The sequence below is a fragment of the Aromatoleum evansii genome, assembly GCF_045689615.1.
In the GTDB taxonomy this organism is placed as follows: Bacteria; Pseudomonadota; Gammaproteobacteria; order Burkholderiales; family Rhodocyclaceae; genus Aromatoleum; species Aromatoleum evansii.
Window position 1 is genome coordinate 4,497,187 of record NZ_CP141259.1, and the last position, 16,186, is coordinate 4,513,372.

At 68.1% G+C, this 16,186-nt stretch carries 15 protein-coding genes and 1 other RNA gene; 1 reads left to right on the forward strand and 15 read right to left on the reverse strand.

Going from position 1 to position 16,186, the window contains the following annotated elements:
- Positions 1-6: 6 nt before the first annotated feature.
- The 15 genes from murC to rsmI all read right to left on the reverse strand — a co-directional run bounded on the left by murC (position 7) and on the right by rsmI (position 15,589).
- Positions 7-1,422 (reverse strand): UDP-N-acetylmuramate--L-alanine ligase, encoded by a 1,416-nt coding sequence (murC, locus tag U5817_RS21045; protein ID WP_407278698.1) that lies wholly within the window; start codon positions 1,420-1,422, stop codon positions 7-9.
- The gene (gene murG, locus U5817_RS21050; protein WP_169126783.1) at positions 1,419-2,489 is read right to left on the reverse strand and encodes an undecaprenyldiphospho-muramoylpentapeptide beta-N-acetylglucosaminyltransferase; all 1,071 of its coding nucleotides are present in this window, start codon (positions 2,487-2,489) and stop codon (positions 1,419-1,421) included. Before murG ends, murC begins: the two co-directional genes overlap by 4 nt.
- Entirely contained in the window at positions 2,486-3,718 is a 1,233-nt protein-coding gene (gene ftsW / locus U5817_RS21055) for a putative lipid II flippase FtsW (RefSeq protein WP_169126785.1), read from the reverse strand. The genes murG and ftsW overlap by 4 nt, the downstream gene beginning before the upstream one ends.
- Positions 3,715-5,112, reverse strand: a complete 1,398-nt coding sequence (murD, locus tag U5817_RS21060) for a UDP-N-acetylmuramoyl-L-alanine--D-glutamate ligase (protein WP_407278699.1) — start codon at positions 5,110-5,112, stop codon at positions 3,715-3,717. The genes ftsW and murD overlap by 4 nt, the downstream gene beginning before the upstream one ends.
- Positions 5,109-6,197: a phospho-N-acetylmuramoyl-pentapeptide-transferase gene (mraY, locus tag U5817_RS21065; protein ID WP_169126788.1), complete on the reverse strand. Its 1,089-nt coding sequence runs from the start codon at positions 6,195-6,197 to the stop codon at positions 5,109-5,111. Before mraY ends, murD begins: the two co-directional genes overlap by 4 nt.
- Before the next feature lie 3 nt (positions 6,198-6,200).
- The gene (murF, locus tag U5817_RS21070; RefSeq protein WP_407278700.1) at positions 6,201-7,601 is read right to left on the reverse strand and encodes a UDP-N-acetylmuramoyl-tripeptide--D-alanyl-D-alanine ligase; all 1,401 of its coding nucleotides are present in this window, start codon (positions 7,599-7,601) and stop codon (positions 6,201-6,203) included.
- A complete protein-coding gene (locus U5817_RS21075) occupies positions 7,595-9,100 on the reverse strand; it encodes a UDP-N-acetylmuramoyl-L-alanyl-D-glutamate--2,6-diaminopimelate ligase (protein WP_407278701.1) in 1,506 nt (501 codons plus the stop codon). Before U5817_RS21075 ends, murF begins: the two co-directional genes overlap by 7 nt.
- Complete coding sequence (locus tag U5817_RS21080; RefSeq protein ID WP_169126791.1) at positions 9,097-10,851, reverse strand: penicillin-binding protein 2; 1,755 nt, start codon at positions 10,849-10,851, stop codon at positions 9,097-9,099. The genes U5817_RS21075 and U5817_RS21080 overlap by 4 nt, the downstream gene beginning before the upstream one ends.
- Complete coding sequence (gene ftsL / locus U5817_RS21085; RefSeq protein ID WP_169126792.1) at positions 10,848-11,114, reverse strand: cell division protein FtsL; 267 nt, start codon at positions 11,112-11,114, stop codon at positions 10,848-10,850. The genes U5817_RS21080 and ftsL overlap by 4 nt, the downstream gene beginning before the upstream one ends.
- Entirely contained in the window at positions 11,111-12,049 is a 939-nt protein-coding gene (rsmH, locus tag U5817_RS21090) for a 16S rRNA (cytosine(1402)-N(4))-methyltransferase RsmH (RefSeq protein WP_407278702.1), read from the reverse strand. The genes ftsL and rsmH overlap by 4 nt, the downstream gene beginning before the upstream one ends.
- Positions 12,046-12,489, reverse strand: a complete 444-nt coding sequence (mraZ, locus tag U5817_RS21095; RefSeq protein ID WP_018988057.1) for a division/cell wall cluster transcriptional repressor MraZ — start codon at positions 12,487-12,489, stop codon at positions 12,046-12,048. The genes rsmH and mraZ overlap by 4 nt, the downstream gene beginning before the upstream one ends.
- Before the next feature lie 295 nt (positions 12,490-12,784).
- Positions 12,785-13,165, reverse strand: an RNA gene (rnpB, locus tag U5817_RS21100) — RNase P RNA component class A.
- 27 nt (positions 13,166-13,192) lie between these two features.
- A complete protein-coding gene (locus tag U5817_RS21105) occupies positions 13,193-13,573 on the reverse strand; it encodes a hypothetical protein (protein ID WP_339379982.1) in 381 nt (126 codons plus the stop codon).
- Positions 13,574-13,624: 51 nt separating this feature from the next.
- On the reverse strand, positions 13,625-14,659 hold the full coding sequence (gene pyrC, locus U5817_RS21110; protein WP_169126795.1) for a dihydroorotase: 1,035 nt from the start codon (positions 14,657-14,659) through the stop codon (positions 13,625-13,627).
- 69 nt (positions 14,660-14,728) lie between these two features.
- On the reverse strand, positions 14,729-15,589 hold the full coding sequence (gene rsmI / locus U5817_RS21115) for a 16S rRNA (cytidine(1402)-2'-O)-methyltransferase (protein ID WP_343037737.1): 861 nt from the start codon (positions 15,587-15,589) through the stop codon (positions 14,729-14,731).
- Between rsmI and U5817_RS21120 the strand changes: the two genes are divergently transcribed.
- Complete coding sequence (locus U5817_RS21120) at positions 15,588-16,007, forward strand: YraN family protein (RefSeq protein WP_407278703.1); 420 nt, start codon at positions 15,588-15,590, stop codon at positions 16,005-16,007. The two genes, rsmI and U5817_RS21120, sit on opposite strands and share 2 nt — an antisense overlap.
- Positions 16,008-16,186: the final 179 nt, after the last annotated feature.

The following is a 16,186-nucleotide window of genomic DNA, read 5'->3' on the forward strand; positions in this document are numbered from 1 at the left end:
CGCCGCTCACGCCACTTCCTCGCTGTTAGCCAGTTTCCCGGGGACGGCACCGATCGAACCCGCCCCCATGGTGATCACCACGTCGCCGTCACGCGCCGCCGACAGGATCGTCGCCGGCATGTCGCCAATGTCCTCGACGAAGACCGGCTCGACCTTGCCCGAGACGCGGATTGCGCGCGCGAGCGAACGGCCGTCCGCCGCGACGACCGGCGCCTCGCCGGCGGCGTACACCTCGGCCAGCAACAGGGCGTCGACGGTCGACAGCACCTTGACGAAGTCCTCGAAGCAGTCGCGCGTGCGCGTGTAGCGGTGCGGCTGGAAGGCGAGGACCAGGCGGCGGCCGGGGAATGCGCCGCGCGCGGCGGCCAGCGCCGCCGCCATCTCGACCGGGTGGTGGCCGTAGTCGTCGATCAGCGTGAAGCTGCCGCGTTCGCTGCCGTCCTCGCCGCGCAACAGGATCTCGCCGTAGCGCTGGAAGCGCCGGCCGACGCCCTTGAACTCCGCGAGCGCCTTGATGATCGCCTCGTCCGGCACCTGCGCCTCGGTGGCGACGGCAATCGCGGCGAGCGCGTTGAGCACGTTGTGCAAACCCGGCAAGTTCAGCTCGATCGGCAGGCGGCTGATGGTGCCATTCACGCGCACGGCATCGAACAGCATGCGACCGCCTTCGGCGCGGATGTTCTCGGCGCGGATGTTCGCCGTCTCGGACAGGCCGTAGCGGACGATCTGCTTCGACACCAGCGGCATGATCGAGCGCACGTGCGGGTCGTCCTCGCACAGGACCGCGACGCCGTAGAACGGCAGGTGCTGGAGAAAATCGACGAAGGCCTGCTTGAGGCGGGCGAAGTCGTGCCCGTAGGTGTCCATGTGGTCGGCGTCGATGTTCGTGACGACCGAGATCACCGGGTTGAGCAGCAGGAAGGAGGCGTCGGACTCGTCCGCCTCGGCGACCAGGAAATCGCCCTTGCCGAGGCGCGCGTTGGCGCCCGCGGCGTTGAGCTTGCCGCCGATCACGAAGGTGGGGTCCAGCCCGCCTTCGGCGAGGATGCTGGCCACGAGCGAGGTCGTCGTCGTCTTGCCGTGGGTGCCGGCGATGGCGATGCCCTGCTTGAGGCGCATCAGCTCGGCGAGCATCTGGGCGCGCGGCACGACCGGGATGTGACGCGCACGCGCGGCCGTCACTTCGGGGTTGTCGTTGCGCACCGCAGTCGAGATCACGACCGCATCGGCCTTGGCGACGTTCTCGGCGGCGTGGCCGGACACGACCTGGGCGCCAAGCGCACGCAGGCGGCGCGTCGCGGCGTTCTCGCCGAGGTCGGAGCCGCTCACGGTGTAGCCGAGGTTCACCAGCACCTCGGCGATGCCGCTCATGCCGGCGCCGCCGATGCCGACGAAATGGATGTGCTTCACTTTATGCTTCATTGCTTTCTCCCTGCCGCGAGGTCTTCGCAGGCCTTCGCGACCGCCTCGGCGGCGTGCGGCTTGGCGAGCGCGCGCGCCTTCGTGGCCATGTCGAGCAGGCGCGTGCGATCGAGGCTCGCCAGGATGCCCGCCAGACGCTCGGCGTTGAGTTCGGTTTGCGGGAGCAGGTAGGCCGCTCCCTGGTCGGCGAGGAATCGCGCGTTGCCGGTCTGGTGGTCGTCCACCGCATGTGGGAAGGGGACCAGCAGGCTCGCCGCGCCCGCGGCCGCCAGCTCCGCGACGGTGAGCGCACCGGCGCGGCAGATGACCAGGTCGGCCTCCGCGTATTTCGTCGCCATATCCTCGATGAAGGGCAGCAGCTCGCCCTCGACCCCCGCTGCGGCGTAGGCGCTGCGCAGCGCTTCGATCTGCTTCGTTCCGGCCTGGTGGGTGACGATCGGACGCTCGGCCGGTTTCATGCGCGCCAGTGCCTGCGGCACCGTTTCGTTGAGCACCGACGCCCCCAGGCTGCCGCCAACGACGAGCACGCGGAGCGCGCCACTGCGTCCGGCAAAGCGCTCGGCCGGTGGTGCGACGGTGCCAATGTCGGCGCGTACCGGGTTGCCGATCCAGGCGGCCTTCTTCAGGACCTTCGGGAAGCCGGACAGGACCCGGTCGGCGACGCCGGCAAGCACCCGATTCGCGAGTCCCGCGACGGAATTCTGCTCGTGCAGGACCAGCGGACGACCCGTCAGCGCGGCCATCATGCCGCCCGGGAAGGTCACATAGCCGCCCATGCCGAGCACGACGTCGGGCCGGATGCGCCCCAGCGCGCGCAGCGCCTGCCAGAACCCGCGCAGCAGATTCAGCGGCAGCAGCAGTTTGCGCACGATGCCCTTGCCGCGCAGCGCGGTGAAGCGCACCCATGCGGTCTCGTAGCCGCGCTCGGGGACGATGCGCGCCTCCATTCCGTCGGGGTTGCCCATCCACACGATGCGCCAACCGCGCGCGCGCAGCACTTCCGCCACGGCGATGCCGGGGAAGATGTGACCGCCCGTTCCGCCGGCCATCACGAGGAGGGTCTTCATGCACGCCCCCGCATCACTTGCCGATTCTCCCAGTCGACCCGCAACAGGATCGCGAGCGCGAGACAGTTCGCGACGATGCCCGAGCCGCCGAAGCTCATCAGCGGCAGGGTGAGCCCCTTGGTGGGCAGGAGCCCCGTATTCACGCCCATGTTGATGAATGACTGCACGCCGATCCACAGACCGATGCCCATCGCGACGAGGCCCGAGAAATAGCGCTCGAGCTTGATCGCCTCGCGCCCGATCAGCATCGCGCGGTGCACGAGGAGCGCGAACAGCATGACGATGGTCAGCACGCCGACGAAGCCGAGTTCCTCGGCGATCACGGCCAGCAGGAAGTCGGTATGCGCTTCGGGCAGGTAGAAGAGCTTTTCGACGCTTGCGCCGAGCCCGACGCCGAACCACTCGCCGCGGCCGAATGCGATCAGCGCGTGGGAGAGCTGGTAACCCTTGCCGAAGGCGTCCTGCCACGGATCCATGAAGCCGAACAGGCGGTCGCGGCGATAAGGGGAGAGCCACACCAGCAGGGCGAGGCCGATCACCGCGACGACCGCGAGCAGCACGAACGCGCGCACGTTGATGCCGCCAAGGAACAGCACCCCGAATGCGATCGCAGCGACGACGACGAAGGCGCCGAAATCGGGCTCGCGTAGCAGCAGGAAACCGACGAGCACGATGGTGATCGCCATGGGCAGGAAACCGCGGCGGAAGCTACCCATGTCGGGGAGCTTGCGCACGGTGTAGTCCGCGGCATACAGCGCGGCGAAGAGCTTCATCAGCTCCGACGGCTGCAGATTGACCGGACCGAGCGGCAGCCAGCGCTGCGCACCGTTCACCTCGCGACCGACCCCGGGGATCAGCACCACGATCAGCAGCGCCAGGCCGGCGAGGAACAGCAGCGGCGCAAACTGCTGCCACTGCCGCATCGTCACCTGAAAGGCCATCAGACCGGCGACCACGCCGATCGCAAGGAAAACCGCGTGGCGGATCACGAAGTAGTACGGCTGGTAGCCGGTGAACTTGCTGCCTTCGGCGATTGCGATGGACGAGGAATAGACCATCACCAGACCGATCAGCAGCAGCGCCGCCGCCGACCAAATCAGCAGGGGATCGAGGTCGCGGGCGGGCGTCTGGGGACGCATCAGGCGATTGACCGCGCGGCTCGTGTCCGAACCGACTCCGCCGGTGTTGTGCGAGGCGATCCAGCCGCTCAGGGCCGTCACGAACTTCATGTCGCGCTCACCCCCGGCTGACGAAGCACCGCCGCGACGAAGACCTCGGCGCGGTGGGCGTAGTTGCGGAACATGTCGAGGCTTGCACAGGCCGGCGAGAGCAGCACCACGTCGCCCGCCTGCGCAAGCGCCGCCGCACGGGCAACGGCCACGTCCATGTCGGCCGCGCGCTCGGTCGGCACGCCGGAGCAGGCAAGGGCGGTGTCGATCAGCGCGGCATCGCGGCCGATGAGCAGCACGGCACGGGCATGGCGCGCCACTGCGTCGCGCAGGGGCGAAAAGTCCTGCCCCTTCCCGTCGCCGCCGGCGATCAGGACGACCTTGCGGCCCAGGCCTTCCAGCGCCGCCAGGGTCGCCCCCACGTTGGTGCCCTTGGAGTCGTCGTAGAACACCACGCCGTCGGTACGCCGCGCTACAGGCTCGACGCGGTGCGGCAAGCCGCGGAAGGCTTTCAGCCCCTCGATCAGCGCGGCACGGGGGAGATCGATCGCGCGGGCAAGCGCCAGCGCCGCCATCGCGTTCGCCGCGTTGTGCGCACCGGCGATCGGCAGTTCGGCGATGCGCAGCAGACGCGTTTCGCCACATGCGAGCCATGTGGTTCCGTCGGCGTCCGTGAGGATGCCGTAATCGTCGGCGCCCGCGGGGGCATCCGTACCGAAGGAGACGACGCGCCGCCCCGCCTGCGCCATGGCCACCACGCGCACGTCCTGGCGGTTGAGCACCTGGACACCGTCACCTTCGAAGATGCGCGCCTTGACCGCCGCATAGCTGCCGAGGTCGCCATGACGGTCGAGGTGATCGTCGGTGACGTTCAGCACCGTCGCGCCTTCGGCATTCAGGCCGGAGGTGGTTTCGAGCTGGAAGCTCGACAGCTCCAGCACCCAGCATTCGGGGAGCGCGGCGCCGCGATCCAGCCGCTCCATGAGCACCGTCAGCGCTGCGGGGCTGATGTTGCCCGCGGCGACCGCGTCCAGTCCGGCCGCCCGGCACAGCGCCGCGGTGAGGGCGGTGGTGGTGGTCTTGCCATTCGTGCCGGTGATCGCAAGGATGCGGGTACGGGCACGCTGCGGCCCCGCGAGGGCCTCGGCCAGCAGGGTCATCTCGCCGACGATCTCGATGCCGCGACGACGCGCTTCTGCGAGCACCGGGGTACGCGCATCGATGCCGGGGCTGAGCGCGATCCGGGCGACGCCGTCGAGGAGGCTGTCCGCAAATCTGCCGAGCACGACCTCGGCCGTGGGCACGCTCGCCCTGAGCACGGAGAGGCCCGGCGGCTCGCTGCGGCTGTCCGCGACGCGCACGCGCGCACCTTGCCGTGCGCACCATTGCGCCATCGCAAGGCCGGACTCGCCGAGGCCAAGTACCAGTACGAGCTTGTCGGATGCGGCGCTCATCTCAGTTTCAGGGTCGAAAGGCCGAACAGCACGAGCATGATCGTGATGATCCAGAAGCGCACCACGACCTGGGTTTCCTTCCAGCCGCCCAGCTCGTAGTGGTGATGCAGGGGCGCCATGCGGAAGATGCGCTTGCCGCCGCTGTACTTGAAGTACAGCACCTGCGCCATCACCGACATCGTCTCGGCGACGAAGAGGCCGCCCATGATGAAGAGCACGATTTCCTGGCGCACGACCACGGCGACGGTTCCGAGCGCGGCCCCCAGCGCGAGCGCACCGACGTCGCCCATGAAGACTTCCGCCGGGTAGGCGTTGAACCACAGGAAACCGAGGCCCGCGCCGCACAGCGCGCCCAGGAACACGGCGAGCTCGCCCGCGCCATTGATGTAGGGCACGCCGAGATATTTCGAGAAACCGGCGTGGCCTGCGACGTAGGCGAAGATCGCGAGTGCGCCGGCCACCATCACCGTCGGCATGATCGCGAGGCCATCGAGGCCGTCGGTGAGGTTCACCGCGTGGCTGGTGCCGTTGATGACGAAATACGAAAGCGCGATGAAGCCGTAGATCCCCAGCGGGTAGGACACCGCCTTGAAGAAGGGCACGATCAGTTCGGTCTGCGCCGGTTCGTGCGCCGTCAGCCCGAGGAACAGTGCCGCAGCCAGTGCGATCAGCGAGGTCCACAGGTACTTCCAGCGGCTCGGCAAGCCCTTCGGATCACGGTGCACGACCTTGCGCCAGTCATCCACCCAGCCAACCGCGCCGAAGCCGAGGGTGACGAGCAGCACCACCCACACGTACTGGTTGCGCAGATCACCCCACAGCAAGGTGGTGACCGCGATAGCGATGAGGATCAGCGCGCCGCCCATGGTGGGCGTGCCGGCCTTGGTGAGATGGGATTTCGGGCCGTCGTCGCGCACGGCCTGGCCGATCTTCTTGGCGGCGAGCCAGCGGATCAGCGAAGGGCCGAAGACGAAGGAGATGATCAGCGCGGTGAGCGCAGCAAGGACCGTGCGCAGCGTGATGTAGCCGAACACGTTGAAGGTGCGGATATCCTGACCCAGCCAGAGGGCAAGTTCGAGCAGCATGGACTAATGAGACTCCTGTGAGGGGGCGCCATTGTGCACCGCCGCAAGTCCGTTCGCCACCCGCTCCATCCGCATGAAGCGGGACCCCTTCACCAGCACCACCGTGCTTGCGTCGAGGCGCGGCGCCAGCGCTGCGAGCAGCGCCTCGGCGGTAGCGAACTTCCGCCCTCCCTCGCCGAAGTTGTGCGCCGCGACCGCGCTCATTTCTCCCAGTGCGTAGAGTTCGTCCACACCCTTGCTCTTGGCGTAGCCGCCGACCTCGTCATGCAGTTGCGCACTGGTGGTGCCGACTTCGCCCATGTCGCCCAGCACCAGCACCGTGTGGCCGGCCGTCGAGGCCAGCACGTCGATCGCGGCTCGGACCGAATCGGGATTCGCGTTGTAGGTGTCGTCGATGATCAGCGCACCGTTCAGGCCGGCGCGCCGCTGCAGGCGCCCCGGCGCACCACTGAACCCGGACAGGCCCTCGGCGACTGCCGCCAGCGACGCACCGGCGGCAAGGCACGCCGCTGCGGCACCCGCCGCATTGCGCACGTTGTGCTCGCCGGGAACCGGCAGGTCGAAGGTCGCGCTGCCCTCGCGGGCATTCAGCGTCAGGCGGGCGCCGAGGCCGTGAAGGTCGGCCTGCGCCTTCACGTCGGCATCATGGTCGATGGCGAAGGTGACGACGCTGCGGCCGCGATTGAGCTCCCGCCACAGCGCACAATGGGAGTCGTCGGCGTTCACGACGGCGACGCCCGTATCCCCCAAACCGCCGTAGATGGCCCCCTTCTCCCTGGCGATCTCCGCGAGCGACCCCATGCCCTGCAGATGGGCCCGCTGAGCGTTCGTGACGATCGCCACGCTCGGCCGCGCAAGGGCGGTCAAGTAGCCGATCTCGCCCGGATGGTTCATGCCCATCTCGATCACCGCCGCACGATGATGTGCGCGCAGCTCGAGCAGGGTCAGCGGCAGCCCGATGTCGTTGTTGAGATTGCCGGTCGTCGCGAGGACACAGTCCGGCGCGTGGCCATCCAGTCGCGCCTGGGTGCGCATGATCGCGGCGCACATCTCCTTGACCGTGGTCTTGCCGTTGCTGCCGGTCACCCCGATCAACGGGATGTCGAAGCGCCCGCGCCAGTGCGCCGCCAGCGCGCCTAGCGCAAGACGGGTGTCGCCGACGACGAGACGGGGAAACCCGATGTCCTCATGCTCGCGCTGCCATGCCTCATCGACCAAGGCCGCCGCGGCGCCTCCCGCCACCGCCTGCTCGACGAAGTCATGCCCGTCGAAATTCTCGCCGCGCAGGGCGACGAACAGCTGGCCGGAGCGGATGCGGCGGCTATCGGTGCCCACGCACGAAAAGGTGGCGTCGCCCACTGCGCGGAAGCCCGCGATCGTTGCTGCTTCCATGAGGCTCAGCATGCGCCCGTCCCCTTGGCCAGATTCCACTCGCGCAGGGCGATGTGCGCCTGCTCGACGTCCGAGAACGGCAAGCGCACGCCCAGGATCTCCTGATAGGGTTCATGTCCCTTGCCGGCGAGCACGACCACGTCATTGGAGCCGGCCTCGCCGACGGCCACGCGGATCGCCTGCGCCCGATCGATGACGCGCTCGGCCTGCGGGCCGGCGCCCTGCATGATGGCGTCGATGATCTTCGCCGGATCCTCCGAGCGCGGGTTATCGCTGGTGACGATCACGCGGTCTGCGCGCTGCCGTGCGACCTCGCCCATCAGCGGACGCTTGCCGGGGTCGCGGTCGCCGCCGCAACCGAACACGCACACGAGGCGCCCGCCACGCGTCGCCACGGTCGAGCGCACGGACTCGAGCACTTTCGCCAGTGCGTCCGGGGTGTGCGCATAATCGACCACGACGAGCGGCTCGGCGACGCCGCCCACGAGCTGCATGCGCCCCTGCGGCGGGGTCAGGTGCGCGATCGCATGCGCGATCTCGTCCAGCGGCAGGCCGCGCGCGAGCAGCGCGCCGGCAACCGCCAGCAGGTTCGACACGTTGAACGGCGCCACCATGCGCACGTCCAGTTCGCGTCGCACGCCTTCAAAGGCCATGGTGAAGCGCAGACCCGATGCCGACATGCTGACATCCTGGGCGCTCAGCAGGCGCACGCCATGCACCGGCGCCGCCGCAGTCTGGGTAAAACCGATCACCGGCAGCCCGGCAACCGCCAGACGTCGCGCCTGCCCCAGTCCGAAAGCGTCGTCCAGATTGATCACGGCGCTGCCCAGGCCGGGCTGGTCGAACAGCCGGGCCTTCGCTGCGCCATACGCTTCCATCGTGCCGTGATAGTCGAGATGGTCGCGGCTCAGGTTCGTGAACACGGCCACGTCGAACGCCACCGCATTGACGCGCTCCTGGTCGAGGCCGATCGACGACACCTCCATCGTCGCCGCACTCCCGCCCGCAGACAGGAAGTCGCGCAGGACGCGATGAACCTCGAGCGCATCGGGCGTCGTGTTCAGCGTATCGGCGAGCTGCCCCGGGAAACCGTTCCCCAAGGTCCCGATCACGCCGCACTTTTCGCCGAACCGGGCAAGGGCCGCCGCCAGCCACTGGGTGACGGTCGTCTTGCCGTTGGTGCCGGTAACCCCGACGACCCACTGCCTGTCGGACGGACAGGCATGGATCAGGTGGGCGAGATAGCCTCCGAGACGGCGCAGTTCCGCGACGGGAATCGCCGGGACCGGCAAGCCTTCCACGCGGAATCCGCCGCAGTCGTCCCACAGCACCGCGGCAGCGCCGCGCTCGACGGCGGCACCGATGAACTTGCGGCCATCCGAGGCCAGCCCCGGCCAGGCCGCGAAGACATCGCCGGCGCCGACGCGGCGCGAATCGGCGGTGATGCCGGCGGGCACGACACCGGCCCCTTGAAGGCGCTCAAGAATCGCGGATGCGAGTGCGAGGCTCACATGTTCTCCCGCGCGGGCACGACCACCCCCTGCTTCTGGGCGAGTTGCAGCGGCACCAAGGGTGCGTCCGGCGCCACGCCGAGCGCACGCAGCGCTCCTTCGGTAATCTGGGCAAACACCGGCGCCGCGACTGCACCGCCGTAATACTGTCCTGCAGAGGGTTCGTCGATCATCACGGCAACGATAAGCCGCGGATCGGAGACGGGGGCGAGTCCGACATAGGACGAAACATATTTATTCGTGTAGTGCGCGCCTTCCAGCTTGATCGCCGTGCCGGTCTTGCCTGCCACGCGGTAGCCGGCGACCTGCGCCTTGGGCGCCGTACCGCCGGGGCCGGACGCCAGCTCGAGCATGCCGCGCATCTCACGCGCCGTCGCAGTCGAGAAGATACGTTTGCCGCCGACGGGCGGCGCATCCAGGCGGGTCAGCGACAAGGGCACCAGTTCGCCGTCGCGCGCGAACGCGAGATAGGCGTGCGCCATCTGGATGAGGGTCACCGAGACCCCGTGGCCGTAGGACATCGTGGCCTGCTCGATCGGCTTCCACGTCTTCGCGGGACGCAAGCGGCCGCCCGCCTCGCCGGGAAAGCCGAGATTGAGCGGCTTGCCGAAGCCCAGATCGTCGTAAAGCCGCCACATCTCGTCGGGCGAGAAATGCATCGCGACCTTGACGGTGCCGATGTTGGACGACTTCTGGATCACCTGCGCGACGGTCAGCGGGCCGTTGCGGTGCGAATCGGAGATCGTCGCGCGCCCGATCGTCATCCGCCCCGCCGAAGTATCGATGATCGTGCCGGGCTGCACCTTCCCGCGATCCAGCGCGAGGCCGACGATGAAGGGCTTCATGATCGAGCCCGGCTCGTACACGTCGGTGAGGACGCGGTTGCGCAGCTGGGCCCCGCTGAGGTTCGAGCGATTGTTCGGGTTGTAGGTGGGCGCATTGACCAGCGCGAGGACCTCGCCGGTGCGTGCATCGAGCACCACCGACGCACCGGCCTTCGCCTTGTGCGTCTGCATCGCCTGACGCAGCGCCGAATAGGCGAGGTACTGGATCTTGGCGTCGATCGAGAGCGCGAGATCCTGCCCGTCGCGCGGCGCCCGGATGGCTTCGACGTCCTCGATGATCTGCCCGCGGCGGTCGCGGATCACGCGCCGCGCGCCCGGCTTGCCGGCAAGGGTGCCGTCGAACGCGAGCTCGACGCCTTCCTGCCCCTTGTCGTCGACACCGGTAAAGCCCAGCACGTGGGCCATCACCTCGCCGCCAGGGTAGTAGCGGCGATATTCCTGCTGCTGATGGATGCCGGCGAGCTTCAGGTCGGCGATCTGCTGCGCAGTCTCGGGCGACAACTGACGTTTCAGGTAGACGAAATCGCGACCGGCTGCGAGACGGCGATTGAGCTCCTGCACGTCCATTTCCAGCAGGCCCGCGAGCTTGCGCGCGTCCGGCGGGGTCAGATTCACGTCGGTCGGGATCGCCCAGATCGAACGCACCGGAGTGCTCACCGCCAGCATGTCGCCGTGGCGGTCCGTGACGCGTCCGCGCGTCGCCGGCACCTCGAGCACCCGCGCGTAACGCGACTCGCCCTTGGCCTGCAGGAATTCGTTATTGACCCCCTGCAGGTACATCGCGCGCCCGATCAGCGCCAGCGAGCACGCCATAAGGCCCAACATCACCACGCGCGGGCGCCAGGTCGGCAGGCCGTGCCGCAGCAGTGGGTTGTGATTGAAGGTCACCGTCCGCTGCTTGCTCATTTGACCCCCTCGATCGAAAAGACCTGGCCCGGCACCGGCGCACGCATCCCGATGCGCTCGCGGGCAATCTTCTCGACGCGCGCATGCGCGGCCCAGGTGCTCTGCTCGAGCTGCAACTGGTCCCACTCCACTTCGAGGCCGTGAGCGCGCGCCTGCTCGCGCTCGAGCTCCGAGAACAGCTTGCGGGCCTGGTGCTGCGACGCGACCACGCCCAGCGCGCTCGCCACCGCCACCGCCACGAGGAATGCATCGGTGCGGATCATGCCTGCGCCTCCGTGCGCTCGGCCACGCGCATCACGGCGCTGCGGGCGCGCGGATTCGCCGCGACCTCCGCCTCGCCCGGACGCACGGCCTTGCCGACCAGCGCCAGACGCGGCTTCGGCAGGTCCGCGGCGCGCACCGGCAGGCGCGAGGGCAACTGCGGCGGACGCGACTCGTCACGCATGAAGCGCTTGACGATGCGATCCTCGAGCGAATGAAAGCTGATGACGGCGAGCCGCCCGCCCGGCTTCAGCCGCTCGACCGCATCCGGCAGGATCAGCGAAAGCTCTTCGAGCTCCTGATTGATGAAAATCCGTAGAGCCTGGAAACTGCGGGTCGCCGGGTGCTGCCCCGGCTCGCGTGTGCGGACCGCCTTTTCCACGATCTCGGCAAGCTGTCGAGTGGTTGCAACAACCCCCCCTGTCCGAGCAGCAGCAATCGCCTTTGCAATCGCATAAGCAAACCGTTCTTCCCCATAATCCCTGAGCACCTCCGTGATTTGCGCGACAGACGCCGCTGCCAGCCATTGCGCCACGGTCTGCCCGCGGCTCGTGTCCATGCGCATGTCGAGCGGCGCATCGAACCGAAAACTCATGCCCCGCTCCGGCTCGTCGAGCTGCGGAGAGGACACGCCAAGATCGAGTAGCACGCCATCGACCCGGCTCACGCCGAGATCGTCGAGCTCGCCGGCAAATGAGCTGAAAGGCGCATGAACGAGGGTCAGGCGGCGATCGGCGATCTGGCGACCGGCCGCGATGGCCGAGGGGTCGCGATCGAAGGCAATGAGCCGCCCCTGCGGCCCGAGCGCCGCGAGGATTGCCCGACTGTGACCACCGCGACCGAAGGTGCCATCCACATAGACGCCGTCGGGCCGGATCGCCAACGCATCGACAGCTTCGGACAGGAGCACGGTAACGTGCCGGGAGGGCAGGTTCACAGCGCGAGGCTCTCGAATCCTGCCGGCAGCGCGGCACCGGAGAGCGCAAGCATCGCCTCCTGCTGCTTCTGCCATCCGGCATCCGACCACAACTCGAAGTGGGTTCCCTGTCCGACCAGCCATACCTGCTTGTCCAGTCCGGCCCATTGACGCGACGAGGGGGCGATCAGCACGCGCCCCGCGCCATCGAGCTCTTCCTCCTGGGCGAAACCGATCAGCAGACGCTTGAGGGCCGCAGCGGCGGGGTCGAGGCCAGGCATCGCCGCAACCTGCGCGCGGATCGGCTCCCAGACAGCTTGCGGATAAACCAGCAGGCACTTGTGGGGATGAGCGGTGACCACCAGCGGGGCCCCGTCGGGAACGAGGGCGTCACGATGCCGCGCAGGGATCGCAACGCGACCCTTGGCATCGAGACTGAGCGCAGCGGCTCCCTGGAACATTCCACCCCCTGATTTTGCCCGCCGAGGCGGCATGCATATGCCACCTTGACCCACTTTTTACCACCAGCCCCCACTTTAGAGTAAAGGAAATGGAGGGTCAAGCCGACCCCAGGGAGTTTTCCGTTGCTACACAATGACTTATGGACGAGCAAAGCGCCGCCATAAACCCTGAAAAATCAAGGCAGATAGCGCAACTTCATGAGAAAGATATGAAGATTCGGGCGCAGAACGAGCCCGAAGTGGGGAAGTGTGGGAAAACGCACACCGAAGTGGGGAAAAACGGCTCGGCGGAAAAAAGGGAAGTTCGCCGATAAGCCGGGTTTTGTCGAACGACCGCAACCTTCGCCGCAGCCGCCGGGCAATCATTCCTCTGGGGGCCGTGTTGCCACGACTCTCTAGCAGCCTACCCGGGAGCAGCGCGAGCCACGCCATTGCTCCCCTATTTGGCCTTGCCCCGGATGGGGTTTACCGTGCCAGTCCTGTTGCCAGTCCTGCGGTGGGCTCTTACCCCACCATTTCACCCTTACCTGTGCCTGCGAACAGGCCATCGGCGGTTTGCTTTCTGTTGCACTTTCCGTCGCCTCGCGGCGCCCGGCCGTTAGCCGGCATCCTGCTCTGCGGGGCCCGGACTTTCCTCCACGCACACGAGGTGCGCAGCGATTGCCTGGCGAACTTCCCGCTGCCGATTATACGCGACGCGCGCTCACCCGCCCGCGGGAATGAAGGTCGCCACGCCGTCCTTGAAGCGGAAAGTGCCGAGCGACGCCCCCGGCGCCGCACCGGCGGCGTTGTCCCAGTCCTGCACCTGGCACTTGTCGGTCCCGACGAGGTACCAGCGCTTGCCCTGATGGAGCGCCCACAGGCGCTCGCCGGCCTCGAACACTTCCATCGGTGTCAGTTCGGTTCCGTCCGGGTGGATCGGAACGCGCTTCTGGCAGTGCGGCAGACGCGACGCGATCACCGCCTGGTTGACGGTGCCCTGCCAGAAATAGGGCTTTTCGCGCACCAGGATCAGGGCATGCTGGCTACCCTCGATCATGAAGGCGGTGGCGCTGTTCTCGCACGCCGCAAGCATGGGCAACATCGCCAGCGCGGCAATTGCTTTTGTCCGGGCTCTCGGCATACAGTCTCCCGATCAGAGCAGACGCCAGGCGACGGTCTCGCCGGCACGCAGGGGTACCAGCGGATCGCCAGCCAGATATTCGTACGCGGCCGGAACCTCCCACACCTGCTTTGCCAGCGTGATGCGGTCGGAGTTGGGCGGCAGGCCATAGAACGCCGGGCCGTTGAGGCTCGCGAACGCCTCGAGGCGGTCGAGCGCACCGGCCTGCTCGAAGACCTCGGCGTACAGCTCGATTCCCGCATGCGCGGTGTAGCAGCCCGCACAGCCGCAGCCGGCCTCCTTCGTCGAGCGCGCATGCGGCGCCGAGTCGGTGCCGAGGAAGAACTTCGCGCTGCCGGAGGTCGCCGCCTCGACCAGCGCGCGCCGATGGGTTTCGCGCTTGAGCACGGGCAGGCAGTAATGATGCGGACGGATGCCGCCGGCGAAGATCGCGTTGCGGTTGAGCAGCAGGTGGTGCGCCGTGATCGTCGCGCCGACCGTGTCGCCCGCCGCCTTCACGAAATCGGCGGCATCGGCGGTGGTGATGTGCTCGAACACGACGCGCAGCCCGGGGAAGCGCTGCGTCAGCGGGGCGAGTACGCGCTCGATGAACACCTGCTCGCGATCGAAGACATCCACGTCGCCCTGCGTCACCTCGCCATGCACGCACAGCACCATCCCGACGCGCTCCATGCGCTCCAGCACCGGCCAGACCTTCTCGATCGCGGTGACTCCCGCATCGGAATTGGTCGTCGCGCCCGCCGGGTAGAGTTTCGCCGCCACCACCGCGCCGCTCGCCTTGGCGCGGTCGATCTCGTCCGGCGCCATGTTGTCGGTGAGATAGAGGCTCATCAGCGGCTCGAAATCGATGCCGGCCGGCACGGCCGCGCGGATGCGCTCGCGGTATTCCAGGGCCTGCGCCGTCGTCGTCACGGGCGGGCGCAGGTTGGGCATGATGAGCGCGCGACCGAAACGCTGCGCCGTGTGCGGCACGACGGCCGCAAGCGCTGCGCCGTCACGCACGTGCAGGTGCCAGTCGTCGGGGCGGATGAGGGATAAGGTGTGCATGGGGCTCCAGGGTCGGGATGCAGGCGCCTCGGGTCGCGCCAATCGCTCGCGCCGATTATATATGCAGGCTCAACTGCCCTTCAGCTCCAGCGCTCGCGCGTACAGCAACTTGCGCGGCGCTCCGGTGATGTCCGCCGCAAGCCGCGCCGCGCTCTTGACCGGCAGTTCCTCCAGTAACAGCGCGAGGGTTCGCTCGGCATCCGGCGGCAACCCCTCCACCGCGGGAGCCCCGGACACGATCAGCACGAACTCACCGCGACAACGGTTCGGATCGGAGGCCAGCCACGCCGGCGCCTCGCCCAACGGCATGCGCGCGATCTGCTCGTAGATCTTCGTGATTTCGCGCGCGATGACGATGTCGCGCGAGGACTCCAGCACCGCCGCGAGGTCTTCGACCGATTCGGCGATGCGGTGCGGCGATTCGTAGAACACCAGCGGCACCTCCTGCGCGCGCAATTCCTCGATGCGCGCGCGGCGCGCGGCCTGCTTGGCCGGCAGGAAGCCGACGAAGCGGAAGCCGTCGTCAACGAATCCGGACGCGGACAGCGCCGCGACTGCCGCACAAGGGCCGGGCACGGGCACCACGGGGAAGCCCGCCTCCCGCACCCGCGCGACCGCCCGCGCACCGGGATCCGAGATGGCCGGCGTGCCGGCATCGCTGATCAGCGCCACGTGCTGCCCCGCCTCCAGCATCCGGATCACCTGGCCGACGGCGGCCTGCTCGTTGTGTTCATGCAGAGGGAAGAGGCGGGAACGAATCCCCAACGCATCGAGCAGACGCTGGCTGTGGCGCGTGTCCTCGGCGGCAATGGCACCGACCTCGCTCAGCACAGCCTGCGCACGGATGCTGATGTCCTGGAGATTCCCGAGCGGCGTAGCCACCACATACAATGACGGCGTACTTGAAAGCGGAGACGGACTGGTCGACATGGACATCGGGGAGCGCAGCAAAAGGGAAGGCATTGTCGGGCGGCCGGCGCCTCGCACGCAAGCACGCGGCAAGGCCGGCGAGGAACTGGCCGAGCGCTTCCTCGCCCGCCGCGGCCTCACTCCGCTCGCCCGCAATGTGCGTTGTCGCGGCGGCGAAGTGGATCTCGTGTGCCTGGACCGCGGCACCGTGGTATTCGTCGAGGTCCGCCTGCGCAGCAATCCCGGCTTCGGCGGCGCCGCAGCGAGCATCACCGCGGCCAAGCGCCGGCGCGTCGTGCTGGCGGCACGCTGGTGGCTCGCGGGCGCCGGTCGGCGCTTCGCACAAAGCCCCTGCCGCTTCGACGCGGTGCTGATGAGCGCGCTCGACGAAGCGTCGGTGGAGTGGTTGCGCGGCGCATTCGATGCCGACGCATGGTAAGCGTCTGTAAGGAAACCCGCCGCTGCGACGCCCGGCACGGCACACTTGCGCCGCACGGCCAGGGCAGGGCTTTGTGTGGGAGCGGCTTCAGCCGCGAATGGCAGTATCAAATGCTGCATGGCCGATTCGCGGCTGAAGCCGCTCCCACAATAATATTGCCACCTGCGAGTGGATAGGCG